This window comes from Buttiauxella ferragutiae, from assembly GCF_022637515.1.
GTDB lineage: Bacteria > Pseudomonadota > Gammaproteobacteria > Enterobacterales > Enterobacteriaceae > Buttiauxella > Buttiauxella ferragutiae.
Map to the genome: position 1 here is coordinate 3,884,642 of NZ_CP093332.1, position 25,270 is coordinate 3,909,911.

The 25,270-nt window shown below is 50.0% G+C and carries 27 protein-coding genes; 20 read left to right on the plus strand and 7 right to left on the minus strand.

Translation table 11 applies throughout. From position 1 onward, the window contains the following. The first annotated feature begins 22 nt into the window (after window positions 1-22). From lptE to nadD, 3 genes are read left to right on the plus strand one after another with little or no spacing between them, the layout of a single operon-like run. Window positions 23-604 carry an LPS assembly lipoprotein LptE gene (gene lptE, locus MNO13_RS17925; RefSeq protein WP_422387224.1) on the plus strand — a complete coding sequence of 194 codons (582 nt, stop codon included), beginning with the start codon at window positions 23-25 and terminating at the stop codon, window positions 602-604. Then, on the plus strand, window positions 601-1,632 hold the full coding sequence (gene holA / locus MNO13_RS17930; RefSeq protein ID WP_064548710.1) for a DNA polymerase III subunit delta: 1,032 nt from the start codon (window positions 601-603) through the stop codon (window positions 1,630-1,632). Before lptE ends, holA begins: the two co-directional genes overlap by 4 nt. After that, window positions 1,625-2,278: a nicotinate-nucleotide adenylyltransferase gene (gene nadD / locus MNO13_RS17935; RefSeq protein ID WP_241939086.1), complete on the plus strand. Its 654-nt coding sequence runs from the start codon at window positions 1,625-1,627 to the stop codon at window positions 2,276-2,278. Before holA ends, nadD begins: the two co-directional genes overlap by 8 nt. Here nadD and cobD read toward each other — a convergent pair. Continuing rightward, window positions 2,250-3,347: a threonine-phosphate decarboxylase CobD gene (cobD, locus tag MNO13_RS17940; protein WP_422387225.1), complete on the minus strand. Its 1,098-nt coding sequence runs from the start codon at window positions 3,345-3,347 to the stop codon at window positions 2,250-2,252. The two genes, nadD and cobD, sit on opposite strands and share 29 nt — an antisense overlap. 87 nt (window positions 3,348-3,434) lie before the next feature. Between cobD and MNO13_RS17945 the strand changes: the two genes are divergently transcribed. From MNO13_RS17945 to lipA, 11 genes are all read left to right on the plus strand, one after another. Beyond that, on the plus strand, window positions 3,435-4,046 hold the full coding sequence (locus tag MNO13_RS17945; RefSeq protein WP_064548716.1) for an adenosylcobalamin/alpha-ribazole phosphatase: 612 nt from the start codon (window positions 3,435-3,437) through the stop codon (window positions 4,044-4,046). A 253-nt stretch (window positions 4,047-4,299) separates the two neighbouring features. Next, window positions 4,300-4,617 (plus strand): ribosome silencing factor, encoded by a 318-nt coding sequence (gene rsfS / locus MNO13_RS17950; RefSeq protein WP_034493995.1) that lies wholly within the window; start codon window positions 4,300-4,302, stop codon window positions 4,615-4,617. 3 nt (window positions 4,618-4,620) lie between these two features. Continuing rightward, window positions 4,621-5,091, plus strand: a complete 471-nt coding sequence (gene rlmH, locus MNO13_RS17955) for a 23S rRNA (pseudouridine(1915)-N(3))-methyltransferase RlmH (protein ID WP_034456714.1) — start codon at window positions 4,621-4,623, stop codon at window positions 5,089-5,091. Window positions 5,092-5,118: 27 nt separating this feature from the next. Next, window positions 5,119-7,020, plus strand: a complete 1,902-nt coding sequence (mrdA, locus tag MNO13_RS17960) for a peptidoglycan DD-transpeptidase MrdA (RefSeq protein WP_064548718.1) — start codon at window positions 5,119-5,121, stop codon at window positions 7,018-7,020. A gap of 2 nt (window positions 7,021-7,022) precedes the next feature. Further along, a complete protein-coding gene (gene mrdB / locus MNO13_RS17965; protein ID WP_064548720.1) occupies window positions 7,023-8,135 on the plus strand; it encodes a peptidoglycan glycosyltransferase MrdB in 1,113 nt (370 codons plus the stop codon). A gap of 16 nt (window positions 8,136-8,151) precedes the next feature. After that, entirely contained in the window at window positions 8,152-9,276 is a 1,125-nt protein-coding gene (gene rlpA, locus MNO13_RS17970; protein WP_241939088.1) for an endolytic peptidoglycan transglycosylase RlpA, read from the plus strand. A 143-nt stretch (window positions 9,277-9,419) separates the two neighbouring features. Further along, window positions 9,420-10,631: a D-alanyl-D-alanine carboxypeptidase DacA gene (gene dacA / locus MNO13_RS17975; RefSeq protein WP_064548783.1), complete on the plus strand. Its 1,212-nt coding sequence runs from the start codon at window positions 9,420-9,422 to the stop codon at window positions 10,629-10,631. A gap of 111 nt (window positions 10,632-10,742) precedes the next feature. Then, window positions 10,743-11,006 (plus strand): DUF493 family protein YbeD, encoded by a 264-nt coding sequence (ybeD, locus tag MNO13_RS17980; protein ID WP_064548724.1) that lies wholly within the window; start codon window positions 10,743-10,745, stop codon window positions 11,004-11,006. 84 nt (window positions 11,007-11,090) lie between these two features. Then, window positions 11,091-11,732 carry a lipoyl(octanoyl) transferase LipB gene (gene lipB / locus MNO13_RS17985; protein WP_241939089.1) on the plus strand — a complete coding sequence of 214 codons (642 nt, stop codon included), beginning with the start codon at window positions 11,091-11,093 and terminating at the stop codon, window positions 11,730-11,732. Window positions 11,733-12,055: 323 nt separating this feature from the next. Then, window positions 12,056-12,979, plus strand: a complete 924-nt coding sequence (locus MNO13_RS17990) for a YbeF family transcriptional regulator (RefSeq protein WP_241939090.1) — start codon at window positions 12,056-12,058, stop codon at window positions 12,977-12,979. A gap of 224 nt (window positions 12,980-13,203) precedes the next feature. Next, on the plus strand, window positions 13,204-14,169 hold the full coding sequence (gene lipA, locus MNO13_RS17995; protein ID WP_064548730.1) for a lipoyl synthase: 966 nt from the start codon (window positions 13,204-13,206) through the stop codon (window positions 14,167-14,169). A 98-nt stretch (window positions 14,170-14,267) separates the two neighbouring features. Here the strand turns inward: lipA and tatE are convergent, their stop codons facing one another. After that, window positions 14,268-14,471 (minus strand): twin-arginine translocase subunit TatE, encoded by a 204-nt coding sequence (gene tatE, locus MNO13_RS18000; RefSeq protein WP_064548732.1) that lies wholly within the window; start codon window positions 14,469-14,471, stop codon window positions 14,268-14,270. Window positions 14,472-14,599: 128 nt separating this feature from the next. Continuing rightward, window positions 14,600-15,388 (minus strand): deaminated glutathione amidase, encoded by a 789-nt coding sequence (locus tag MNO13_RS18005; RefSeq protein WP_241939091.1) that lies wholly within the window; start codon window positions 15,386-15,388, stop codon window positions 14,600-14,602. 107 nt (window positions 15,389-15,495) lie between these two features. Here MNO13_RS18005 and crcB point away from each other — a divergent pair, with 107 nt between their 5' ends. Next, a complete protein-coding gene (crcB, locus tag MNO13_RS18010; protein ID WP_232886062.1) occupies window positions 15,496-15,879 on the plus strand; it encodes a fluoride efflux transporter CrcB in 384 nt (127 codons plus the stop codon). Between the two features lie 214 nt (window positions 15,880-16,093). Here the strand turns inward: crcB and cspE are convergent, their stop codons facing one another. Beyond that, a complete protein-coding gene (gene cspE, locus MNO13_RS18015) occupies window positions 16,094-16,303 on the minus strand; it encodes a transcription antiterminator/RNA stability regulator CspE (protein WP_004100146.1) in 210 nt (69 codons plus the stop codon). Window positions 16,304-16,503: 200 nt separating this feature from the next. Continuing rightward, on the minus strand, window positions 16,504-17,028 hold the full coding sequence (gene pagP / locus MNO13_RS18020) for a lipid IV(A) palmitoyltransferase PagP (RefSeq protein WP_338423843.1): 525 nt from the start codon (window positions 17,026-17,028) through the stop codon (window positions 16,504-16,506). A gap of 423 nt (window positions 17,029-17,451) precedes the next feature. On the opposite strand from pagP, the gene dcuC reads away from it, so the two are divergent. Then, window positions 17,452-18,834, plus strand: a complete 1,383-nt coding sequence (gene dcuC, locus MNO13_RS18025; RefSeq protein ID WP_064548739.1) for an anaerobic C4-dicarboxylate transporter DcuC — start codon at window positions 17,452-17,454, stop codon at window positions 18,832-18,834. A gap of 11 nt (window positions 18,835-18,845) precedes the next feature. On the opposite strand, the gene dpiA is transcribed toward dcuC, so the two are convergent. Together dpiA and dpiB are read right to left on the minus strand one after the other, a co-directional pair. Beyond that, window positions 18,846-19,526, minus strand: a complete 681-nt coding sequence (gene dpiA / locus MNO13_RS18030; protein WP_064548740.1) for a two-component response regulator DpiA — start codon at window positions 19,524-19,526, stop codon at window positions 18,846-18,848. Continuing rightward, window positions 19,495-21,159, minus strand: coding sequence for a sensor histidine kinase DpiB (dpiB, locus tag MNO13_RS18035; protein WP_241939092.1), 1,665 nt, complete (start codon window positions 21,157-21,159; stop codon window positions 19,495-19,497). The genes dpiA and dpiB overlap by 32 nt, the downstream gene beginning before the upstream one ends. A 324-nt stretch (window positions 21,160-21,483) precedes the next feature. Here dpiB and citC point away from each other — a divergent pair, with 324 nt between their 5' ends. Genes citC through citF form a run of 4 tightly spaced genes read left to right on the plus strand, consistent with a single transcriptional unit; the run spans window position 21,484 to window position 25,267 of the window. Next, on the plus strand, window positions 21,484-22,557 hold the full coding sequence (citC, locus tag MNO13_RS18040) for a [citrate (pro-3S)-lyase] ligase (protein ID WP_121814125.1): 1,074 nt from the start codon (window positions 21,484-21,486) through the stop codon (window positions 22,555-22,557). Then, a complete protein-coding gene (citD, locus tag MNO13_RS18045) occupies window positions 22,554-22,850 on the plus strand; it encodes a citrate lyase acyl carrier protein (RefSeq protein WP_121814126.1) in 297 nt (98 codons plus the stop codon). Before citC ends, citD begins: the two co-directional genes overlap by 4 nt. Next, window positions 22,847-23,743: an aldolase/citrate lyase family protein gene (locus MNO13_RS18050; protein WP_064548749.1), complete on the plus strand. Its 897-nt coding sequence runs from the start codon at window positions 22,847-22,849 to the stop codon at window positions 23,741-23,743. Before citD ends, MNO13_RS18050 begins: the two co-directional genes overlap by 4 nt. Window positions 23,744-23,752: 9 nt before the next feature. Next, a complete protein-coding gene (gene citF, locus MNO13_RS18055; protein WP_241939093.1) occupies window positions 23,753-25,267 on the plus strand; it encodes a citrate lyase subunit alpha in 1,515 nt (504 codons plus the stop codon). Window positions 25,268-25,270 lie beyond the last annotated feature (3 nt).

Genomic DNA, 25,270 nt, shown 5'->3' on the forward strand with positions numbered 1-25,270 from the left:
TCCCTTTGTCAGCTTGTTAGTTATGTTGGCGGTGCTTGTCACCGCCGGGTGTGGTTTTCACCTGCGTGGCAGCACGCAGGTTCCGGATCAGATGAAAACGATGATCCTGAACTCTGGTGATCCCAACGGCCCGTTGGCACGTGAAGTTCGTTCTCAGTTGCGTCTTAACGGCGTCACGCTTGTGGAAGACACCGGAACGGGTGTTCGCAAGGATATTCCATCGCTGCGCTTGTTGGGCAGTTCAATCGGCCAGGATACCGCCTCGATCTTCCAGGATGGGCGTACCGCGGAATATCAAATGGTGATGACGGTTTCGGCACAAGTGCTGATTCCTGGTCACGACATTTATCCGATTAGCGCCAGAGTGTATAAATCATTCTTTGATAACCCACTGAGTGCTTTGGCAAAAGATGCCGAGCAAGAATTGCTTGTCAAAGAAATGTACACCACTGCGGCACAACAGCTGATTCGTAAGCTGATGACGGTACAAGTCGAGGACGTTGCTGAGACTAAAGCTGCCGAGAAACCGGTGACGAGCACGACACCAGCGGCATCAACAAGCCGTACGTCGACCACGCTTTCGGCCGCTCCTGGTAGCAAATGATTCGGTTGTACCCTGAACAACTCCGCGCGCAGCTCAATGAAGGGCTGCGCGCGGCGTATCTGTTACTCGGAAACGATCCGCTGTTACTTCAGGAAAGCCAGGATGCGATTCGCCAGACGGCGAGTACCCAGGGCTTTGAAGAACATCATACCGTGCAGATTGATGCCAGCACTGACTGGCAAGATCTGTTCTCAATTTGCCAGGCGCTAAGCCTGTTCGCCAGCCGCCAGACTCTGCTGTTGTTGTTACCAGAAAATGGGCCGAACGCGGCGATTAACGCGCAGTTCGAAACGCTGGTGTCCTTGCTGCATGACGATATTCTGCTGCTGGTGCGTGGCAACAAGTTAACCAAGGCTCAGGAAAATGCTTCGTGGCTGGCGAAACTGGCCGACCGCAGCGTGACTGTGACCTGCCAGACGCCTGAACAGGCTCAACTTCCACGCTGGGTTTCTCAACGTGCGAAACAGATGAACCTCCAGCTTGATGACGCGGCCAATCAATTGCTGTGTTATTGCTACGAAGGCAACCTGTTGGCGCTTTCGCAGGCACTGGAGCGTTTGTCGCTGATATGGCCAGATGGAAAGCTTACGCTGCCACGGGTCGAGCAAGCGGTGAATGATGCCGCACACTTCACCCCTTTCCATTGGGTTGATGCGATTTTGGCAGGCAAAAGTAAACGCGCGCTGCATATCCTTCAGCAGTTAAGGCTGGAGGCCAGCGAGCCGGTGATTTTACTGCGTACGCTGCAACGCGAATTACTGCAACTGGTTAACCTTAAACGCCAGTCGGTAAGCACTCCGCTACGCACTTTATTTGACCAGCAACGCGTGTGGCAAAACCGTCGCGCACTGGTCACTGAAGCGCTTAATCGCTTATCGGCGGACCAGCTTTATCAGGCGGTGCGTCTGCTTTGCCAGGTAGAACTGACGCTAAAGCAAGATTATGGACAATCGGTGTGGGCTGAGCTGGAAGGGCTTTCTCTGCTGTTATGTCATAAAGCTCTGGTGGAAATTTTCACTCATGGCTAACAGCGTTTCGCGTTTAACTGCCCTGTATGGCGGGACATTCGACCCTATCCATTACGGGCATTTAAAACCGGTCGAAGCGTTGGCAAAACAGGTGGCACTGCAACAAGTCACTATCATGCCCAACAACGTGCCTCCCCATCGCCCCCAACCGCTGGCGAACAGCCAACAACGTAAAGCTATGGTCGAGCTCGCCATTGCGGGAAAACCACTATTTCGTCTGGATGACCGCGAACTGCAACGTGAAACCCCGTCGTACACGGTTGAAACACTGGAACAGTTGCGTGCAGAGATTGGCGCGAAGCAACCTCTGGCATTTATCGTGGGCCAGGATTCGTTGCTGAACCTACAACGCTGGCACCGTTGGGAAACATTGCTGACGTTATGCCATCTGCTGGTTTGCCAGCGCCCCGGGTATGCTCTGTCGATGGATACGCCAGAAGAACAGCAGTGGCTTGATAAGCATCAAACCACTTCGGTTGATGAACTTCACAGCCTGCCTGCGGGGAGAATTTACCTCGCACCAACGCCACTGTACGACATCTCCGCCACCGCCATTCGCCAGCGTTTAGAGCAACACTTGGCTTGCGATGATCTGCTCCCCCCTGCCGTGGCTGAATTTATTCGCCAGCACCAGCTTTATTGCTAAACACGCGCCGCAACGCATCCAGTAATCTGTCGTTATCCGCCGGGCTTTTGATCGCTACGCGATAATAACGCGCATCAAGCCCCGGGTAGTTTGCACAATGGCGAATCAAGATGTTCTCTTTCAACAACGCCTTTTGTAACTCCAGATCCGCAATGTCACAGCGCAGGAAAATATAGTTCGCGCGCGGCGGCCAAACCGTTATTCCTGGCAATGCGTTCAGAGTATTAAAAAGTCGGGGTTGTTCGGTGTTCAGCCAACGATAACTCGCCTCGATATAAGCGCTATCGTTAAGAATAATCTCGCCCGCCAGCGCAGCAAACGCGTTTATCGTCCAGGGTTCCCGGTGTTCGCGAATGCCCCCAACGGTGGCTGTATCTGCGCTGACCAAATAACCCAGGCGCAGTCCGGCAATAGCAAAAAATTTGGTCAGGGAGCGCAAAACATAAATATTGGGGAAACTCGAAAGCTCAGGGATCAAGCCCGGCTCAGTGGGGATAAAATCGAGAAAAGCTTCATCGACGATGAAAGCAATATTGTTTTCGCGGCAACGCTGCGCAACCGCTAATAACAAAGATCTCTCGAGCAAAAGCCCTGTCGGGTTATTTGGAGTACACAAAAACAGGCAATCCAGCTCAGGGGTTAAAGCTTGCAATAATGATTCATCAGGTTGCCAGCCTTGTGCTTCGGACAAGTGGAAATCCGTTATTTCGCAGCCAATACGGGTTAATGCACGACGATATTCAGCAAAGCCAGGCGTCAGTAATAAAGCCTTTTGTGGGGCAAGTTGCTGAACCAGATTAAAGATCAGTTCTGTTTCGCCATTCCCCGCCAACACCCACTCCTGCGGGACTTGATGATGTTTTGCCAGCGCCTGGTGTAACGCACGGTATTCAACATCAGGGTAGCGTTCTGCCAACGCCAGGTTTGCAACGATTGCGCGCTTTAATGAATCCGGCATACCGAGCGGATTAATATTGGCACTAAAATCGATCAGCGACTCTGCATCCACGCCCATCACCGCTGCCGCTTCAATAATATTGCCACCATGCTGGCTACTGAACGCCATAATTCCCCCAATAAAACTGACTTCGTCACATGAGGCACAATGATACACTGATGCCAGTGTAGCCACAGCCAACGTTTAGGTGAGGAACAGATGAAATTATGGTTAGTTCGCCATGGGCAATCCCAGGCCAATGTAGACGGGTTGTACAGCGGTATTTCTGAAACGCCCCTCACCGAACACGGCGTAAAGCAGGCGCAAGCCATTGGGGATTTACTCAATCAAGTCGCGTTTGAGAAAGTGCTTTGCAGTGAACTGGGGCGTGCCCAACACACGATGCAGCTCATTGTTCAGCAACGCAACATTCCGGTGGTGACTGAGCCGCGTCTTAATGAGATGAATTTTGGTGACTGGGAAATGCAGCATCACCGTGATTTGCAACGCATGGATTCGGAAAACTATGCGGCCTGGTGTAATGACTGGCAGAACGTGGTGCCGAAGAATGGCGAAGGTTTCCAGCTTTTTTCTCAGCGCGTCAGTGAGTTTGCAGCGACGCTCTCCTCACAGCCTAAAGAAAAGAATATTCTGATTGTTAGCCATCAAGGTGTGTTGAGTTTACTGATTTCCACCCTCCTCAATATGCCTCCCGCCTCGATGTGGCATTTCGTTATTGAACAAGGTGCATGGAGCTGCGTTGAACTTCGCGATGGCTTCACCACGCTGAGAACCCTTAATAATCGCGCGATTTACAGCCCGGCATCGTAAGTTGTCTGCGTTACAGTTATCGTCAACCATTGACACTACAGTCCAGGCTGTTATGCTCCGCTGCCATAATTTCCTGCCCGCAAGCATGACTTTCCAAAATAGTTTTACAAAAATGGCGATGCAAACCAGGTCACTCGGTGGGATGATACCCCGCTTTGAGCGCCGCATTGCTGATTTGCCAGTAAGACAGTCCCAGCCAATGGGTTAAATGCGGGCGACATCGAACACACTCTACTTTTCCCAGGGGGAACACTTGCAGGGTAAAGAATTTCAAGATTTCATCGTCGATAAAATTGACGACCTCAAAGGCCAGGACATCGTTGCTTTGGATGTTCAGGGTAAATCAAGCATCACTGACTGCATGATTATCTGTACCGGCACCTCTAACCGTCACGTTATGTCTATCGCTGAACACGTCGTAGAATCATCCCGCAAAGCCGGTTTTGATGCGCTGGGTGTGAAAGGCATTAACGCGACTGACTGGGTAGTTGTTGATCTTGGCGAAGTTATCGTCCATGTGATGCAAGAAGAAAGCCGTCAACTGTACGAACTGGAAAAGCTCTGGGGTTAATGCGTGAAGCTGCAACTAGTCGCAGTCGGCACTAAAATGCCTGACTGGGTACAAACCGGCTTTACCGAGTACCTGCGTCGTTTCCCAAAGGATATGCCTTTTGAACTGGTAGAAATCCCTGCGGGAAAACGCAGCAAAAATGCCGATATCAAACGCATTCTCGAAAAAGAAGGCGAAATGATGTTAGCAGCGGCCGGCAAGGGCAACCGAATTGTCACGCTGGATATCCCGGGGCAACCATGGGATACGCCGCACCTTGCCGTGCAGCTTGAACGCTGGAAACAGGATGGTCGAGATGTCAGCCTGCTGATTGGCGGACCGGAAGGCCTCGCCCCTGCGTGCAAAGCTGCCGCAGAGCAAAGCTGGTCGCTGTCGAATCTGACTATGCCCCACCCTTTAGTGCGAGTTCTGGTGGCAGAAAGCCTGTACCGCGCGTGGAGCATCACGACAAACCATCCTTATCACCGTGAGTAAATATCGTCAGGTAGAACAAAGCTGCGGATGAAATTACAGAATTCTTTTCGTGACTATACAGCTGAGTCTGCGCTTTTTGTGCGCCGGGCGCTGGTCGCGTTTCTTGGTATTTTGGTGTTAAGCGGTGTGCTTGTCGCCAACCTTTATAATTTGCAAATCGTCCGTTTCACCGACTACCAAACTCGTTCTAATGAAAACCGCATAAAACTGGTTCCAATCCCTCCTAGCCGCGGCATCATCTATGACCGCAACGGCACCCCACTGGCACTTAACCGCACCATTTATCAGGTTGAAATGATGCCAGAGAAAGTGGATGACGTGCAGGCAACACTGGAGGCTTTACGCTCAGTGGTGGATTTAACCGATGATGATATTGCCAACTTTAAGAAAGAGCGCTCGCGCTCGCATCGCTTTACATCAATTCCGGTCAAAACCAACCTCACCGAAGTACAGGTTGCGCGTTTTGCCGTGAATCAGTACCGCTTCCAGGGCGTGGAAGTGAAAGGCTATAAACGCCGCTTCTACCCGTACGGCTCAGCGTTGACGCACGTCATTGGCTATGTTTCTAAAATCAACGATAAAGACGTTGAGCGCCTCGATAAAGACGGCAAACTGGCAAACTACGCCTCAACGCATGACATCGGTAAGCTGGGCATCGAACGCTATTACGAAGATGTTCTGCATGGCCAAACTGGTTATGAAGAAGTTGAAGTGAACAACCGTGGCCGTGTGATTCGCCAGCTCAAAGAAGTACCACCGCAGGCCGGGCACGATATTTATCTGACTATCGACCTTAAACTACAGAATTACATTGAAACCTTGCTGGCGGGAAGCCGTGCCGCAGTGGTGGTCACCGACCCGCGCACTGGCGGTATTCTGGCGCTGGTTTCCATGCCAAGTTATAACCCGAACCTGTTTGTCGATGGCATTTCAAGCAAAGACTATTCCGGTTTATTGAATGACCCGAATACACCGCTGATCAATCGCGCCACACAAGGGGTTTACCCTCCTGCTTCTACGGTAAAACCGTATATGGCGGTGTCCGCATTAAGCGCTGGGGTGATCACCCGCAATACTACGTTATTTGACCCAGGCTGGTGGCAGTTGCCAGGTTCTGAAAAACGCTATCGTGACTGGAAAAAATGGGGCCACGGCCGCCTGAATATCACCAAAGCACTGGAAGAATCTGCTGATACCTATTTCTACCAGGTTGCCTATGACATGGGCATCGACCGCATGGGTGAGTGGATGCGCAAGTTTGGCTATGGGCATTACACGGGTATCGATCTGTCTGAAGAACGAGCCGGTAACATGCCAACCCGTGAATGGAAACAGAAGCGGTTTAAGAAACCGTGGTATCAGGGTGACACCATTCCTGTCGGTATCGGCCAGGGTTACTGGACGGCAACGCCAATCCAGATGAGTAAAGCGATGATGATTCTGATTAACGATGGCATCGTCCGCGTACCTCATTTCTTGATGAGCACCGTTGAAAACGGCAAGCAAGTGCCGTGGCAGCAGCCGGTACAACCGCCGGTCGGCGACATCCACTCTGGTTTCTGGGAAATCGCCAAAGACGGGATGTATGGCGTTGCGAACCGTCCTAACGGTACCGCTCATAAATATTTCGCCAATGCCCCGTATAAAGTGGCGGCGAAGTCAGGGACCGCGCAGGTGTTTGGCCTGAAAGCTAACGAAACCTATAACGCGCACAAAATTGCTGAACGCTTACGCGACCATAAATTAATGACGGCGTTTGCGCCTTACGACAATCCAAAAGTTTCCGTCACCATGATTCTGGAAAACGGCGGTGCAGGCCCCGCTGTAGGCACCATCATGCGCCAGATTCTCGACCATATCATGCTCGGGGATGACAACACGGTACTGCCTGATGAAGCACCCGCGCCAGCAGGTGCAGAGGATCAATAACCATGACTGATAATCCAAACAAAAAGTCGTTCTGGGATAAAATCCATATCGATCCGCTCTTTCTGGTGACCATTCTGGCGCTGCTTATTTTTAGTGCGCTGGTTATCTGGAGTGCCAGTGGCCAGGATATGGACATGATGGAGCGTAAAATCGGCCAGATCCTGATGGGACTGGTGGTGATGATCGTGATGGCTCAAATCCCGCCCCGTGTTTACGAGGGCTGGGCTCCGTACTTGTACATCGTCTGTATCATCTTGCTGGTCGCGGTGGATGCGTTTGGGGCAATATCCAAAGGTGCTCAACGCTGGCTAGACCTCGGTGTCGTGCGCTTCCAGCCATCCGAAATAGCCAAAATTGCTGTCCCCTTGATGGTCGCTCGCTTTATCAACCGTGACGTTTGTCCACCTACGCTTAAAAACACCGGTATCGCGCTGATATTAATTTTCATGCCGACGCTGTTGGTTGCTGCTCAGCCCGATCTCGGGACCTCGATTCTGATCGCCGCATCCGGCCTGTTCGTTCTGTTCTTATCGGGTATGAGCTGGAAACTTATCGGTATTGCCGTACTGTTGGTTGCCGCATTTATTCCAATTTTGTGGTTCTTCCTGATGCACGATTATCAACGCGCTCGCGTAATGATGCTGCTTGATCCGGAAACTGACCCTCTCGGCGCGGGCTATCACATTATTCAGTCTAAAATTGCTATTGGCTCTGGTGGGCTGCGCGGCAAAGGCTGGTTGCACGGAACACAGTCACAGCTTGAATTTTTACCCGAACGCCACACTGACTTTATCTTCGCGGTTCTTGCCGAAGAGTTAGGTCTGGTCGGTGTTTTAGTCTTGCTGGCGCTCTACCTGCTACTCATCATGCGTGGCCTTGTGATCGCCGCTCGCGCGCAAACAACATTTGGCAGAGTTATGGCTGGTGGCCTAATGTTGATTTTATTCGTATATGTGTTTGTTAACATTGGTATGGTTAGTGGTATCTTACCGGTGGTCGGAGTACCTTTGCCGCTGGTGAGTTACGGGGGCTCGGCACTCATTGTTCTGATGGCCGGGTTTGGTATCGTGATGTCGATACATACCCACAGAAAAATGTTATCAAAAAGCGTGTAAGTTGATGAGGTGGGTAATGGTAAAGCGTTGGCTTGGGATCTGTGTAGTGGCTGCATTACTGGCTGGCTGCTCGTCTGATGACGGCGACCAACAGCAAGTGAACCAGCAACCGCAACCCGCGGTGTGTAATGGCCCGGTGGTTGAAATCAGCGGCGCAGACCCGCGTTTCGAACCGTTGAATCCTTCGGTAAACCAGGATTACGAAAATAACGGTAAGAAATACAAAATCGTGCAAAACCCGGCCAACTTCAGCCAGGCCGGTCTTGCTGCCATTTATGACGCAGAACCAGGCAGCAATTTGACTGCATCTGGCGAAACCTTTGATCCCTCAGCGTTGACGGCAGCACACCCGACACTGCCTGTTCCGAGTTATGCGCGAATCACTAACCTCGCAAATGGCCGAATGGTTATTGTGCGCATTAATGACCGTGGCCCATACGGCAATGACCGTGTGATTTCATTGTCTCGCGCCGCAGCTGACCGCCTGAACACCTCGAACAATACTAAAGTCCGTATCGACCCGATTCTGGTGGCGCAAGATGGCACCATGTCAGGCCCGGGTACGGTCTGTACGACCGTTGCCAAACAAACCTATGCCCTACCCGCTCGACCGGATTTAAACACCGGTATGGGGGGAGCAACTTCTGCGCCTGTTGATGCGCCTCAGGGTGATGTTCGCGCCATTAGTAATTCTACATTACAGAGTGAAGATACCACTGGAGCTCCTGTGAGCAACAGTGGTTTTCTCGGCGCGGCAACCCCACTCGCAGCAGGTGTCATTGAAAGCGATCAGCCTGCGCCCGCAGTATCAGTCACACCAGTTCAGCCCGTTACTGTTCAACAAAGCGCACCGGTTACCGCCCCAGGTTCCGTTCAGGGTAGCGCACAGGCTGCTGTTCCTGCTGCCACCGGCCACTACGTAGTTCAGGTGGGTGCGGTCAGTGACCAGACTCGTGCTAACCAATGGCAGCAAAAACTTAGCCAGCAGTTTGGCGTACCGGGTAAGGTTTCCAGTAATGGGGCGATGTTCCGTGTACAACTTGGGCCATTTAATAGCAAAGGCGAAGCTGCCGCACTGCAACAACGCCTGATGAGCGAAGCCCAACAACAATCTTTCATCACTAACGCACCCGCTATGTAAGTGATTATGTCTGGCATCCGCTGTGCGTCAGTTAGTGTAAATTCCATTAACAAATGATGCGCAAAGACGGATGCCAGCAAAAATCGCTTTTGCTATAGTAAGGCACTTTTTTTATTCCTATCATGGATGTCGTTGTTCTAATCATGAATACAGCCCCTTCTTTTCGTTTTGTTAAACGCCTGGCGCTAACAACTGCCCTCACTCTTTCGGGGATGGCTGTTGCACACGCTGACGACCTGAACATTAAAACCATGATCCCGGGCGTGCCGCAGATTGATGCTGAAGCGTACATCCTGATCGATTACAACTCAGGCAAAGTCCTCGCAGAATCCAATGCTGACGCGCGCCGTGATCCTGCTAGTTTGACCAAAATGATGACCAGCTACGTCATCGGTCAGGCGATGAAAGCCGGTAAATTTAACGAAAGCTCCATTGTGACCGTTGGACAAGATGCATGGGCAACCGGTAACCCGGTATTTAAAGGCTCATCATTGATGTTCCTGAAACCAGGCATGCAAGTTCCCGTTTCCAAACTGATTCGCGGTATCAACCTGCAATCCGGTAACGATGCTTCCGTGGCAATGGCTGATTTCGTGGCGGGTAGCCAGGAATCGTTCGTCGGTCTGATGAACAGCTATGTTTCTGCTCTTGGCCTGAAAAACACCCATTTCGGGACAGTACACGGCCTCGATGCTGAAGGTCAGTACAGCTCTGCGCGTGATATGGCGTTGATCGGCCAGGCACTGATTCGTGACGTACCAAACGAATACGCTATCTACAAAGAAAAAGAGTTCACCTTCAATAATATCCGCCAGACTAACCGTAACGGTTTACTGTGGGATACCAGCCTGCAAGTTGACGGCATCAAAACCGGTCATACTGATGCTGCGGGTTATAATCTGGTCGCTTCTGCCACCGAAGGCCAGATGCGCCTGATTTCGGCAGTGCTCGGTGGGCGCACCTACAAAGGTCGCGAAACAGAAAGCAAGAAACTGCTGACCTGGGGTTTCCGCTTCTTTGAGACAGTTTCTCCATTGAAAGCCGGCAAAGAGTTTGCCTCAGAACCTGCCTGGTTCGGCGATAACGACCGTGCATCGTTAGGGGTTGATAAAGACGTCTATCTGACAATCCCACGTGGCCGTATGAAAGACCTGAAAGCCAGTTATGTGCTGAACACCACCGAACTGCACGCGCCGCTGCAAAAGAACCAGGTTGTCGGAACCATCAATTTCCAACTGGATGGCAAGACTATCGAACAGCGTCCGCTGGTCGTACTTCAGGAAATGCCGGAAGGTAACTTCTTCAGTCGAATCATTGATTACATCAAACTGATGTTCCACCATTGGTTTGGTTAATAATTGAACACTTGAAAGTGTAGAAGTCATCCCCATATACTATGAATCAAAGCAACTCCCGCCCCTGCTGGCGGGAGTTATCATTTTTAATGCCGTAACGCTGGAGCTACCATGAAAACCAATCTGAAAGAATTGCTCGAATTCCCGACTTCATTTACTTACAAAGTAATGGGTCTGGCGAAACCTGAGCTGGTTGATTTGGTCGTTGAGGTGGTGCAGCGCCACGCACCTGGTGACTACACCCCGCAGGTTAAACCGAGCAGCAAAGGTAATTACCATTCTGTCTCGATTACCATTAATGCGACCCACATTGAGCAAGTTGAAACGCTGTACGCAGAACTGGGTAATATTGAAATCGTTCGTATGGTATTGTGATTTGCCACCCGGCCTGCTGGCCGGGTACTGCTTTTCCCGCTGTGATATACTCCCACAACTTTCTAACCTGCCGGAGACGATGTTTTGTCTCAAGATACTATTCAAATCCGCCAACTAGGCCTACAGCCCTACGAGCCTATCTCACAGGCGATGCATGACTTTACCAATACCCGTGATGAAACCACCGCCGATGAAATTTGGCTGGTAGAACACGAGCGCGTATTTACACAAGGCCAGGCAGGGAAAGCGGAACATGTACTGGTTCCCGGAGATATCCCTGTCATCCAAAGTGATCGCGGTGGCCAGGTGACGTATCACGGGCCAGGGCAGCAAGTGATGTATGTGCTGCTTAATTTGAAACGCCGCAAACTGGGCGTGCGGGAACTGGTCACTATCCTTGAGCAAACGGTAGTTAACACACTCGCAGAATTGGGAATAGAAGCCTATCCTCGCGCCGATGCGCCTGGCGTCTATGTTGATGGGCGTAAGATTTGCTCGCTGGGTCTACGCATCCGCAAAGGATGCTCTTTCCACGGGTTAGCATTGAATATTGATATGGATCTGAGTCCTTTTTTACGAATCAATCCATGTGGTTACGCTGGTCTTGAAATGACCCAAGTGAGTTCATTACGTCCAGGAGCATCACTGGAAGATGTTCAACCATTGCTGATCAATAACTTTATTGCCCTGCTCAATAATCCACCAGTTAAATATCTAACTGTATGATATTAATTATTATGACGACTGCATCTTAAACCGGTGCAGTTTTCACTGTGACATTATTCAGCATCGCTTTACTTTATGATTAGTTTTGTATAACTTCCCCTGACTAAATAACCACCTTACCTTTTATATTCATATATAAATATATCGACCATTAATATATAACAGCAATCACTTAAGACATTGATTTGGTAAATGTATAATTCCATTTATAATTAATTTTTAATATGGTTCACACCTAATACATCACTGTCATTAATGCATAATTATTTAAATAATATAATCTGAATGGAATTAAGAGTTAGTTCACCAAAGAGAAACATTTCATGGACAGATATGAAAAAAATCATCACCCAACTTTCAAAGCATTACGAAATATTGATCTTAATTTATTAACAATTTTCGAAGCAGTCTACATTCATAAAGGGATCGTCAATGCAGCTAAAGTGTTAAATTTAACACCTTCGGCTATCAGTCAATCCATCCAAAAATTGAGGTCAACATTCCCTGACCCACTGTTTATCCGTAAGGGGCAAGGTGTCACACCTACAGCCTATGCTGCACATTTGCATGAATATATTAGCCAGGGATTTGAATCGATCCTGTGCGCCTTAGATATCAACAATAATTACGAAAAAGAGCGCATTATCACCGTCGCGTGCTCACCCACATCAGGCGCACTATTGATGCCACGAATCTATTCGGCCATTCAGAAAGTGAATCCGAAATTATCTGTTCGCAATGTGCCAGTGGCAGAACGCCAGTTATCACAATTTCAGGCTGATATTGCTATCGATAATCGTCACCATCATGGCCCCGGAATCAATAGCCACAAATTGTTTGATGACCGCCTGGTTGCGGTATGTCGCCACGATCACCCTAATGCAGAATCAATTTTCTCCGCCAATGATATTCACGGAATCAATTATACATTTTTGATTATGCAGGAAGAGTTGTTGGCCGATACTCGCCAACTGATTAATGAGCTCTTACCAAACCGCCAAATCACATTTAGCAGCTATAACCTCTTAGCCATCGTTTCAATGCTCAGCACCAGCGATCTCATTGGCTTTATGCCATACAAAATATTTGAAATGTTTTCTCACCAATTCGGACTTAAAACGGTTGAATGTGAGAGATTATCGGCCATTCCTCTGGGCACTACCATGCACTTCAACAAACTCAGCTCGCGCGATGCAATACTGCAAGAAGTCATCGACGCGATCATTCACGAATTTGAGAAAGTGTAGACATCCCGGCCTCGCGGCTTTCGCTGCGGGGTCAGCTTGCCAATTGTTAACGTAAAAAAGCGCACAATCCAACAAACCATTTACAATTCTTTCCCCATTTACTGCTCTGCCAGGCTGATTTATTCCCCCCAGTGATGGTATACTGCGCGCGCTATTAAAAAATAGTTGATAAATAAAACACTCGATTAGCCTGATTTTTTTTCAGCAACTGGAACACGTACGATATGAGTAAACCCATTGTAATGGAACGCGGCGTCAAGTACCGCGACGCCGATAAAATGGCTCTGATCCCGGTTAAAAACGTGGTGACCGAGCGCCAGGAGCTGTTAAGAAAACCAGAATGGATGAAGATCAAACTTCCATCTGATTCGACCCGAATTCAGGGTATCAAAGCGGCAATGCGTAAAAATGGTCTGCACTCGGTGTGTGAAGAAGCTTCCTGTCCTAACCTGGCAGAATGTTTCAACCACGGAACGGCAACCTTTATGATCCTGGGCGCAATTTGTACACGCCGCTGCCCGTTCTGCGATGTTGCTCATGGCCGCCCTGTCGCGCCAGACGCCAACGAACCCGCTAAACTTGCCCAAACCATTGCTGACATGGCGTTGCGCTATGTAGTTATCACGTCTGTAGACCGTGATGACCTGCGCGATGGAGGTGCCCAGCATTTCGCCGATTGCATCAGTGCAATTCGCGAGAAAAACCCAACGATCAAAATTGAAACGTTGGTACCGGATTTCCGCGGACGCATGGACAAAGCGTTAGAGATCCTCACCGCCACACCACCAGATGTGTTCAACCACAACCTGGAAAACGTACCGCGTATTTATCGTAAAGTACGCCCTGGTGCTGACTACAACTGGTCTCTGAAACTGCTTGAGCGTTTTAAAGAAGCGCACCCGGATATCCCAACTAAATCTGGATTAATGGTAGGTTTAGGCGAAACGAATGAAGAGATTGTGGAAGTGATGCGCGATCTCCGTCGTCACGGCGTCACGATGTTGACCCTTGGTCAATATTTGCAGCCAAGCCGCCATCACTTACCTGTGCAGCGTTATGTTAGCCCGGATGAGTTCGAAGAGATGAAAGCGGAAGCGCTGGCGATGGGCTTTACCCATGCAGCTTGCGGCCCATTTGTACGTTCTTCTTACCATGCAGACCTGCAGGCTAAAGGCATGGAAGTCAAATAACGATGTAACAAATCGTTACTTATGATTTGCAGATGACAAAAAAACCGGCTCATAAAAGGCCGGTTTTTTTATATCTGTCCGTGAAAGCTGAGTCTTGCTCAGTCTTTGTGCGTAATACGGTCCGCTGCTGCATCTGTATTGTTGGCAGACTTCGCGCCGGTCTCGTCTTCATTCATGGCTTTCTTGAAGCCTTTGATTGCCGCGCCGAGGTCGCCACCGAGTGTACGCAACTTCTTGGTGCCAAATAACAAAACAATCAGCGCACCAACCACCAACAACTTAGTAATACTAATCTCACCCATAGCAACCTTCTTTAATCATGCATGCCGTGAATACGGCGAATCATACACTGAGACAATTAACGGTCATTTTCTCGTGCTATACAATAGCAACCTGTAACAAGTTGAATCAAGAGCTGGTCAAAAAATAATCACAGCAGTTGTGGATAAGCAAAACGTCGGTTTTTCAACACCGGTAACATGGCTCGCACATTGGCAAGATGCTGCCTTTCCAGTTCAGCATATATCAACGTCGGCTGCAGATTTGCAGCCGCAATCACAACGCCAAGCGGATCAACAACCTGGCTGTGGCCAATGTTTTTATTACCACACTCACCAGCAGCAACAACATAGCAAGTAGTATCAAGCGCTCGAGCGGCAAGAAGAGTGGACCAGTGCATTTCTTTGTTTGGGCCACGCAACCAGGCAGCTGGCAGAACTAACACTTCCGCCCCCGCTAATGCCAGACTTAAAGCCATCTCTGGAAAGCGTACATCGTAACAGGTCATTAAGCCTACTTTAAAGCCAGCGATCTCAATCACTGGCGGCAAACTTTCTCCCGCATCAACCAGCCGGGATTCTTGCACGTTAAACGCATCGTAAAGATGAAGCTTCTTATAACGGGCTATCACCTCACCACCGCGAATCGCCAGCAAAGTATTGGCCGCTCGCCCAGGCGTGGTTTTGATGTGCAGTGTCAGGATTGTGGTGAGTTGGTCATCACGGCTTTGCTCACAAAGCTGCTCAATAAACGCTTCGTTCATCGTTTGTGCCGATTTGACCGACAAATCGGGGTCGTTGTCATCTCGTGCCAGCACCGCCTCGGGCAACACCAGCAATTGTGCTCCCGCGCCTTTGGCCTGAGCCATAAACCCAAGACAGGTTTGTACGTTCTCCTGCCAGTCTTTACTCACTGCAAACTGCCCTACGGCAACTTTCATTGTGGTTTCCCAAAAGGTCGCGAATATTTTCAGTATACCCGGTGTGAAACGTCCCGTACTGACGTTACACTCATTCTCTTGCGCATTAGATCGAACAGGAAAACATCGTGTTACAGATGCTATTAGCCGTGTTTATTGGCGGCGGGACGGGCAGCGTTGCGCGCTGGTTGCTCAGTATGAGATTCAACCCGGTGCATGCCGCTATTCCAGTTGGAACATTGGTCGCTAACCTGGTAGGCGCATTTATTATCGGCCTCGGCCTGGCCTTGTTCACCAGAATGACTCATCTCGACCCAGTGTGGAAATTGTTGATCACCACCGGTTTTTGCGGTGGCCTGACGACATTTTCAACCTTTTCGGCTGAAGTGGTATTCCTGCTACAGGACGGGCGTCTGGCATGGGCAGGATTAAACATGCTACTGAACCTCGCCGGTTCATTGACGATGACCGCCATCGCATTTTGGTTAGTTTCATTGGCATACGGCCACTAATTAGTAGCACGTTAAGGTTAGCTTAATTTTCGTCTGCCACTCTGTTTGAAAAATAGCGTGGGGCAAATAATGACGAAACAACGTGTTGCTGAGTGGACTGCGGTGCTGATAAGCACGCTAATTGTGGTGAGCTTTGTGAAAGTTTATCTATTTTACTGAATTTAAAGCAAAAAAAACCCGCCTTAGCGGGTTTTTATATTCTACTGGTAATGCCTTAGATAGGCATTACGTTTGCAGCAGATGGGCCTTTGGCACCGTTAGTGATTTCAAACTCAACGCGCTGACCTTCAGCCAGGGTTTTGAAACCATTGCTCTGGATTGCAGAGAAGTGTACGAACACGTCTTTGCTACCATCTTCCGGAGTAATGAAGCCAAAGCCTTTTGACTCGTTAAACCACTTAACGTTACCTTTAATCTTAGACATCTAAATTACCTTTACATGAAAAACGACACAAATGCTGTGTCGAACACCAGTACACCAATTGTGATGGATTTTGTCCAGCCCAGATTAGCTAAAAAGTGAGAAAAATTGCTACCTCTTTTAAAAAGTGTGCAGCAGCCCGTATTTTCAAACAATAGATAGAAAACATATGGGTTTGGATTGATTCTGGCATATACCGCCGCTCAGAATTGGAAGCGTAGCCAGGCGAAGTAAACGTTACCGTTGTTGTAAGTTCCAGGGATATAGGTCATCTGGAAGGTCGCCGGGCCATATCCTACAGATGCCAAAGGCAGGATCACCGGCAGTGGAATGTAGTTCCAGTTATCACGAGCGGTAACACCGAGTGTATAGCCTAGCCCTATGTGGAAATTATCATCCGTCAGCGGGCGCCAGGTTTTCTCCCATCCGTAACCACCAATTGGCTCCCATTTGTTAAAGGAATCTTTAAACACCATCAAATACAAGCCATGCCAGTTCCCGCTGTCATCCCATCGCGTTTGTCCGAACCCAAGGCCCCATGGTCGTTCGTTATATTTCTCTATTTTTTCCTCGTCGTATGCGAAGCGCGCATGCCAGGTTATCGCCGGAATAAACAAATCATAGTGTTGTGGTTCATTCCACGTCTGTGAAACGTTATCAGTCAATGTATTCCAGGCATTGCCCAGCAGACTAGTTTGATTTGCCATTGCAGCTGGTACTTCCCTTATTGGAACCAGCAGAATAATAAAAAGAATCACTCGTTTATTTGTTAAAGCCACGTTAATTTCCGCATCAAAACTCAATAGCTAATTTAACAAATTTTATGTTAACTACAGCTAAATAAGCTGCGGGTAAAATCCGAAAACACGGGCCTGGTTATCGGTTATTAATAGAACAATTGCTTCGACAAATAGATAACGCATATCAATAAGTAAATGTCATAATTGCAGCTCGGCCAACAAAAGCACCATGGCAGTGGAATCAAGCTCGCTAAATTTTGATGCTTATCAGAACTCGTCGCCTGTGATTCAGGCAGATTGACACCGCTTTCGCAGACGGCTTTAAAGCCGTTATTTTTTATTTTTCTGGCATGGCGTTACGTTCAGGTACGGCCAACAGATGCCGACGACCAAACGCAACAGGGGGCTTTAATGCTAACTACGATTGAATTACTTATTGGGGTGATAGTGATTGTTGGTGTAGCTCGCTACATCATCAAAGGCTACTCCGCGACCGGCGTATTATTTGTCGGTGGTTTAATATTACTGATTATTAGTGCCTTAATGGGCCACAAAGTTTTACCTGCCAGTGCTGAAAGTACCGGTTACACCGCAACCGATATTGTCGAATATGTCAAAATCTTGCTGATGAGCCGTGGTGGCGATCTCGGCATGATGATCATGATGCTGTGTGGTTTTGCCGCATATATGACCCATATTGGTGCTAACGACATGGTCGTTAAGCTCGCATCAAAACCATTGAAATTAATTAACTCACCTTACATTCTGATGATCGCTGCGTATTTCGTGGCTTGTCTGATGTCACTGGCGGTCTCTTCTGCGACTGGCCTGGGTGTATTGCTGATGGCAACATTGTTCCCGGTAATGGTGAACGTCGGGATTAGCCGTGGCGCTGCGGCGGCAATTTGTGCCTCCCCTGCTGCAATCATTCTCTCTCCAACCTCTGGCGATGTGGTGCTGGCGGCGAAAGCTGCGGAAATGACATTGGTTGATTTTGCCTTTAAAACTACCGTGCCAATTTCTATTGCCGCAATTATTGCCATGGCGATTGCCCACTTCTTCTGGCAACGCTACCTGGATAAAAAAGAGAACATCAGCCATGAAATGCTCGATGTCAGCGAAATCCAGACTACTGCTCCTTCTTTCTATGCCATTCTGCCATTTACGCCAATTATTGGTGTGTTGATTTTCGACGGTAAATGGGGCCCACAACTACACATCATTACCATTTTGGTTATCTGTATTCTGATTGCGGCAATCATTGAATTCTTCCGTGGTTTCAACACACAGAACGTCTTCTCTGGGCTGGAGGTTTGCTATCGCGGTATGGCTGATGCCTTCGCCAACGTGGTGATGTTGTTGGTGGCGGCAGGTGTATTCGCCCAGGGTCTCAGCACCATCGGCTTTATCCAGAGCCTGATATCTATTGCCACCTCGTTTGGCTCGGCAAGTATCATTCTGATGCTGGTGTTAGTCGTTCTCACCATGTTAGCTGCCATGACTACCGGTTCAGGTAACGCCCCGTTCTATGCCTTTGTTGAGATGATCCCTAAACTGGCTCACTCCTCTGGCATCAACCCTGCGTATCTGGCGATCCCAATGCTGCAAGCATCCAACCTGGGCCGTACCATTTCTCCGGTTTCCGGCGTGGTTGTGGCCGTTGCAGGTATGGCAAAAATTTCCCCATTTGAAGTCGTTAAACGTACCTCAGTACCGATTGCGGTAGGTCTGGTGGTGGTCATTATTGCCACTGAAATCCTCGTGCCTTCTGCTGCCGTTGTTGTTGGCGGCTAAAAGCACTTCGCTCACAGTGCCCGATAGGTGCGCTGTGGGCGTCCTACCTTGCCATAAACTATTTCGGCCATAATTTGCTGGCGGCTGGCACAAAACTCCAGATAACGTCGCGCCGTGGTACGGCTCAGTTTTAACGCTTCGGCCACGGTTTCCGCAGTGTGGCGAGCTTCCGGGTCAGTAAACAGCAGCTGCACTTTCTCCAGCGTCAGCTCATCAATCCCCACCGGCAACACCTCTTTTTGCTCCCCGCGCGCATAGGCATTGAACATATCGTCAATCTGCCGCTGGCTGGCACTGGCACTGTTCGCCAGCATCTGCATTCGCTGCTGATAGCGCTCCAGTGTTTGCTCAAGGCGTTCGTAGGCAATAGGCTTAACCAGATAATCAAACACCCCGCCGCGCACCGCATCGGATACGGTATCCATATCACTTGCAGCCGTCGTAAAGACCACTCCGCCAGGGAAGCGCGCCTGAGCCAGTTCTTGCAGAAGCGTAATTCCGCGGCCATCGGGCAAATAGTTATCCAGCAAAATCAAATCAGGCTTAAATCGCTCAATCATCATTCTGGTTTGCGCCAGATTCCCCGCCAGCCACACTTGCCCGCAATGGGGCATTTGACGAATAAACTCCGCATGCATTTCCGCCAGCGCTGTTTCGTCTTCAACAATCAGAATCGTAATAGGTTGCGTCATTGCTCTTTTTCACTTTCGGTATAAAAACAGAAAATAAAGAACCGCTGGGTTGGTTGTCTTCCAGCGTAATTACCCCGCCACAGCGACTGACATAACTGACTATCAGATATAACCCAATGCCGTGTGCGTCCTTGTTATCAGTTTTGGTGCTGACACCTTGCTCAAAAATAGCTTCACGTAACGTCTCGGGCACGCCACAGCCCTGGTCGGCCACTTCAATTATCACCTCCGATCCTTCATTGCTCAGATAGAGTTCGACAATGTTATTGCTGCGTGAATTTTTCAGGCTGGCATCAAAAGCGTTATCCAGTAAATTGCCGACAATAGCCGAAAATTCAGTGCTATCCAGCCCTTCCGGAAGCGCCGATAACTGGCTGCCAGGCACAATATTTAATACCAGCCCCAGTTCACGCGCCCGCTGAGACTTACCAAACAACAGGCCAGCCACCTGGCGGTCATTTATCTCACTGCGCAGATAATCGATAAGCTCTTGCTGCGCCTGAGACTCCCCTTTCACCATCTCAAGCACCCGGTCATATTCCTTCATTTGCAGCAGGCCGCTGAGCGTCGACATCCAGTTTAAATGTTCATGACGCAGCGTTCGCAGGCTCTCCACATACTGTTTAATTTGGGTGAGCTGCGCATTCAGCGTGCTGATTTCGTCTTTGCTGCGGAAGCTGACAATCGCGCCTGCGGGTGCCGCATGGCCGGAATGAATTACCCCGCGATTGGCAATCACACTTAACCCGTTAAAAGTACAAATCACGTCCTGGCGTGCTTCGGCAATCTTTTCAGTGAAAAAACTCGCCGGATGCACCACATCAGATATTGGTTTCCCCAGCCACTGGCGGCCTGGTGAACGCAACCCGAGCATTTTACGGGCATTGCGATTAATCGCCGTGATAAGCCCATCGCTATCGACGGCGATCAAGCCTTCAAATACCGAGCCAAACAGCGCCTCTTGTTGGCGCACCACGCGCGCAATCTGGCGTGGCTCCATCCCCAGCATCTGCCTGCGGATATGGGAAGAAAACAACCAGGAGAGCAGCATCAGAACAATCAGGATAACCACAAAAACACCGGCGAGCGGCAGCAGGAAATCCAGACGCCAGCTATCAATTTTACTGACCAGATAACCGAGCGACACCACACCAATCACTTTGCCGTGCTCGTCAAAGATTGGCGTCTTGGCGCGCATCGCCATGCCAATCGAACCTTCGCCAGTAATAAAGTAGCTCTCACCTTTTTCCAGCGCACCAGGCTTGGTCCACTGCATCGGGTAGCCAATTTTTTCTGGATTCGGGTGAAAAAGACGAATGGAATGGCTGTCGCCAATCACGACATAATCAAAATCAGAACCGGTGGATAATTTGCCAACAATCACGGCGAGGTGTGCACTGTCTCTGTTTTTGACCGCCGTAATAAGACTGTCGTTCGAGGCGATAATCCGCGCCTGATTCATCGCCATATCGCGCACATGTTCGAGGAGATAATCTTCAAAACTTGCTGTTAAATACTTGCCCAGTGCAGCAATCAATAAAGTCGATACCAGTAACAGCAGTAAAAAGATTCTTAATGGGAAAGCAATTTTTTGAAAAAATCGCAATACGCCAATCTTTTCTGTTCCCGGCATTGATTTTCCTTTTTCTGGCGTTCGACAAATGTAATGAAATTGTTTCTAAAACCGCGAAATTAATAAAATCGATCGTCACAGATTCAGAACATTAAATCAATTAAACAAATAAAAACCACGTCACAACTTGCGAAGAAATTAATTAAATAAATAAAAACCATTAAGTCTATTTAAATCAGGTAACCCTTTGTGAAACAGTTCAAAACCTGGCGAACAAATACCCCTTACGATCTTCCCCACAGCAGCAAAAATGCTGAAAAGCTCAATTGAAAATAAAACGTTATAAGTTGCAACAAATATACTCAAACAAGGAAGTCACCACTCATGTTTGGCAATACCGTGTTCGCCCAGGTTAAACGCGCCGAAAATATAAAAATGTCCGCTATCACGCACTTCCTGCGTGAAAATGACCTGAGCATTGATACGACGGTAGAAGTCTTTATTACGGTCACTCGCGACGATAAACTCATCGCCTGCGGAGGCATTGCTGGAAATATAATTAAATGCGTGGCAATCGACGAATCTGTTCGCGGTGAAGGGCTGGCGCTCACCCTGGCAACAGAATTAATTAATCTCGCCTACGAACGGCAATGCCCACACCTGTTTATCTACACCAAAACACAGAACGAAGCGTTATTTAAGCAATGTGGTTTTTACACCATCACCAGCGTGCCAGGCATGATGGTACTGATGGAAAATAGCGCCACACGCCTGCAACGTTACGCCAGTTATTTAACCACACTGCGCCAGGCTGGCAGCAAAATTGGCTGCATCGTGATGAATGCCAATCCCTTTACTCACGGCCATCGTTATTTAATTCAGAAAGCCGCAGAACAGTGCGACTGGCTGCATGTTTTCCTGGTTAAAGAGGATACCTCGCGCTTCCCGTACGAAGACCGTCTGGCGCTGGTGCGTTCCGGCACCGCCGAAATTAAAAAACTCACCGTCCATCGCGGCTCAGAGTACATCATTTCCCGCGCGACATTCCCTTGTTACTTCATCAAAGAACAGGGCGTGCTCAACCATTGCCACACCGAAATCGACCTGAAAATTTTCCGTCAGTATCTGGCCCCAGCACTCGGTATTACCCACCGTTTCGTCGGTACCGAACCGTATTGCGAAGTCACCGCCACCTACAACAAAGACATGCGCCACTGGCTGGAAACTCCATCGCTCCCCGCTCCGCCGATTGAACTGGTGGAAATTGAACGTCTGCAATATCACGGCATGGCGATTTCCGCCTCGTGGGTACGCAAGCTACTGGTGAAAAAAGACTTTGCCGCCATCGACATTCTGGTTCCCGAAGTCACTCGCGACTACTTAGAACGCATGCTCGCTGCCCGCCCGCAAAACAGCGTGGGCGGGCAACTGGAATCCACATTAACAGGTGAAAAATGAACATTACTCATGCAGCCGTTGCCGGCACCCTGGAATCTGGCGATGTGATGATCCGCATCGCACCACTCGATACACAAGAGATCGACCTGCAAATCAGCAGCAACGTTGAAAAACAGTTTGGCGAAGCCATACGCGCCACGGTGCTGGAGATCCTCGCTCGCCATCAGGTTAAAGGCGTGCAACTGATTCTTGACGACAAAGGCGCGCTGGACTGCATTCTGCGCGCCCGTCTGGAAACCCTGCTGGTTCGCGCAAGCGATATCACCGCCCTGCCATGGGAGAAAAACCTATGACGCCGGAACAAAAGAACCGCACCCGCCGCAGCATGTTATTTGTGCCGGGTGCCAATGCGGCGATGGTCAGCAACGCCTTTATTTATCAGGCCGATGCGCTGATGTTCGATCTGGAAGACTCAGTTATCCTGCGCGAAAAAGACGCCGCCCGCCGTCTGGTTTTCCACGCATTGCAACATCCGCTGTATCAGGATGTGGAAACCATCGTGCGCGTGAATCCACTTGATTCCGAATATGGCGTGGCCGACCTGGAAGCCGTGGTGCGCGGCGGTGCCGACATTGTGCGCCTGCCAAAAACCGACACCGCACAAGACGTCATTGATACCGAAAGTGAAATCGCGCGCATTGAAGCCGCATGTGGCCGCGAACCCGGTAGCACCGGAATTCTGGCCGCCATTGAATCCCCGCAAGGCATCACTCAGGCAGTGGCAATTGCCCATTCATCCACACGCTTGATTGGTATCGCGCTGGGTGCGGAAGATTATGTGCGCAACCTGCGCACCGAACGTTCCCCCGAAGGTATCGAACTGTTATTTGCCCGTTGTTCCATTCTGCAAGCCGCCCGCGCGGCGGGGATTCAGGCCTTCGACACCGTCTATTCCGATGCCAATAACGAAGCCGGATTTTTGCACGAAGCGGCGCATATCAAACAACTGGGTTTCGACGGCAAATCGCTGATCAACCCGCGCCAGATTGAGCTGTTACACAACCTCTACGCCCCGACGCAAAAAGAAGTCGATCACGCCAACGCAGTGGTGGAAGCCGCCGAAGCCTCCGCCCGTGAAGGCCGTGGCGTGGTGTCACTGAACGGAAAAATGGTCGACAGCCCGGTTATCGAACGTGCTCGTCTGGTGTTATCTCGCGCCGCACTTTCCGGCATTCGTGAAGAATAAGGCAAAAAAATGACGCAGAAACAAGAACGTATTTCCGCCTGGAGTCGCCGCAGTGAAAGCGATTTACCGGCTTATAAGAATGTCTCGAAACTGAATTTGCAGGCGCAAAAACCGCGCACCAAAAAGCTGTGTAATTCGCTGGAAGAGGCGATTCGCCGCTCAGGCCTGCACGACGGTATGACGATTTCCTTCCACCACGCGTTTCGTGGCGGTGACCTGACGCTGAACAGCGTAATGGCGACCATCGCCAGCATGGGCTTTAAAAACCTGACGCTGGCCTCAAGTTCACTGAGCGATTGCCATGCGCCATTAATCGAGCATATCCGCAATAACGTGGTGACGCGTATTTACACCTCTGGTTTGCGCGGCCCGCTGGCAGAAGAAATCTCACGTGGCCTGCTGGCAGAACCGGTGCAAATCCACTCCCATGGCGGACGTGTACAACTGGTGAAAAGCGGCGAGCTAAAAATCGATGTCGCTTTCCTTGGCGTTCCATCGTGCGATGAATTCGGCAATGCTAATGGCTACACCGGCAAAGCCTGCTGCGGTTCGCTGGGCTACGCCAAAGTCGATGCCGAAAACGCCCGTCAGGTGGTGTTGCTAAGCGAAGCGCTGCTACCCTACCCGCACAACCCCGCCAGTATCATGCAGGATCAGGTCGATTTGATCGTACAGGTTGAGCAAGTGGGCGATGCCGACAAAATCGGTGCCGATGCCACACGCATGACCTCCAACCCGCGTGAATTGCTCATCGCGCGTACTGCGGCAGATGTTGTCGTCAATTCCGGCTACTTCAAAGAAGGTTTTTCCCTGCAAACCGGGACCGGGGGCGCTTCACTGGCGGTGACCCGTTTTCTGGAAGACAAAATGCGCAGCCGCAACATTCATGCAGGCTTTGCCCTTGGTGGCATCACCGCAACGATTGTCGATCTGCATGAAAAGGGGCTGATTAAAAAACTGCTCGATGTGCAGAGTTTTGACCGCACCGCCGCCGAATCGCTGGCTCGTAACCCTAATCACATTGAAATCAGCGCCAATCAGTACGCCAACTGGGGCTCGAAAGGCGCATCAGTCGACCGCCTGGATGTGGTGGTGTTGAGCGCGCTGGAAGTCGATACCCAATTTAACGTCAATGTGCTGACCGGTTCCGACGGCGTGTTGCGCGGCGCTTCCGGCGGGCATTGCGATACCGCCGTTGCCGCCGCCCTTTCCATTATTGTCGCCCCGCTGGTGCGTGGCCGAATCCCTACGCTGGTCGATAACGTCCTGACCTGTATCACACCGGGTTCCAGCGTCGATATTCTGGTTACCGATCACGGTATTGCCGTCAACCCTGCGCGCCCTGAACTGGCAGAACGCCTGAAAGAAGCCGGCATGAAAATCGTCACCATCGAGTGGTTGCGCGAGCGGGCGCAAATCCTCACCGGCTTCCCCAAAGCGATTGAATTTACCGACCGCGTAATCGCCGTGGTGCGTTACCGCGATGGCTCGGTGATTGATGTTGTGCATCAGGTGAAGGGGTAAATC

Excerpts from the sequence above, each read along its gene's own strand:
- lipA (WP_064548730.1), top strand. The coding sequence starts at position 13,204 with ATGAGTAAACCCATTGTAATGGAACGCGGCGTCAAGTACCGCGACGCC.
- citD (WP_121814126.1), top strand. The coding sequence starts at position 22,554 with ATGAACATTACTCATGCAGCCGTTGCCGGCACCCTGGAATCTGGCGAT.
- dpiA (WP_064548740.1), bottom strand. The coding sequence starts at position 19,526 with ATGACGCAACCTATTACGATTCTGATTGTTGAAGACGAAACAGCGCTG.
- ybeD (WP_064548724.1), top strand. The coding sequence starts at position 10,743 with ATGAAAACCAATCTGAAAGAATTGCTCGAATTCCCGACTTCATTTACT.
- dcuC (WP_064548739.1), top strand. The coding sequence starts at position 17,452 with ATGCTAACTACGATTGAATTACTTATTGGGGTGATAGTGATTGTTGGT.
- MNO13_RS17990 (WP_241939090.1), top strand. The coding sequence starts at position 12,056 with ATGGACAGATATGAAAAAAATCATCACCCAACTTTCAAAGCATTACGA.
- mrdB (WP_064548720.1), top strand. The coding sequence starts at position 7,023 with ATGACTGATAATCCAAACAAAAAGTCGTTCTGGGATAAAATCCATATC.
- rlpA (WP_241939088.1), top strand. The coding sequence starts at position 8,152 with ATGGTAAAGCGTTGGCTTGGGATCTGTGTAGTGGCTGCATTACTGGCT.
- MNO13_RS18050 (WP_064548749.1), top strand. The coding sequence starts at position 22,847 with ATGACGCCGGAACAAAAGAACCGCACCCGCCGCAGCATGTTATTTGTG.
- cspE (WP_004100146.1), bottom strand. The coding sequence starts at position 16,303 with ATGTCTAAGATTAAAGGTAACGTTAAGTGGTTTAACGAGTCAAAAGGC.
- tatE (WP_064548732.1), bottom strand. The coding sequence starts at position 14,471 with ATGGGTGAGATTAGTATTACTAAGTTGTTGGTGGTTGGTGCGCTGATT.
- nadD (WP_241939086.1), top strand. The coding sequence starts at position 1,625 with ATGGCTAACAGCGTTTCGCGTTTAACTGCCCTGTATGGCGGGACATTC.
- MNO13_RS18005 (WP_241939091.1), bottom strand. The coding sequence starts at position 15,388 with ATGAAAGTTGCCGTAGGGCAGTTTGCAGTGAGTAAAGACTGGCAGGAG.
- dacA (WP_064548783.1), top strand. The coding sequence starts at position 9,420 with ATGAATACAGCCCCTTCTTTTCGTTTTGTTAAACGCCTGGCGCTAACA.
- citF (WP_241939093.1), top strand. The coding sequence starts at position 23,753 with ATGACGCAGAAACAAGAACGTATTTCCGCCTGGAGTCGCCGCAGTGAA.
- citC (WP_121814125.1), top strand. The coding sequence starts at position 21,484 with ATGTTTGGCAATACCGTGTTCGCCCAGGTTAAACGCGCCGAAAATATA.
- holA (WP_064548710.1), top strand. The coding sequence starts at position 601 with ATGATTCGGTTGTACCCTGAACAACTCCGCGCGCAGCTCAATGAAGGG.
- MNO13_RS17945 (WP_064548716.1), top strand. The coding sequence starts at position 3,435 with ATGAAATTATGGTTAGTTCGCCATGGGCAATCCCAGGCCAATGTAGAC.
- lptE (WP_422387224.1), top strand. The coding sequence starts at position 23 with ATGTTGGCGGTGCTTGTCACCGCCGGGTGTGGTTTTCACCTGCGTGGC.
- mrdA (WP_064548718.1), top strand. The coding sequence starts at position 5,119 with ATGAAATTACAGAATTCTTTTCGTGACTATACAGCTGAGTCTGCGCTT.
- dpiB (WP_241939092.1), bottom strand. The coding sequence starts at position 21,159 with ATGCCGGGAACAGAAAAGATTGGCGTATTGCGATTTTTTCAAAAAATT.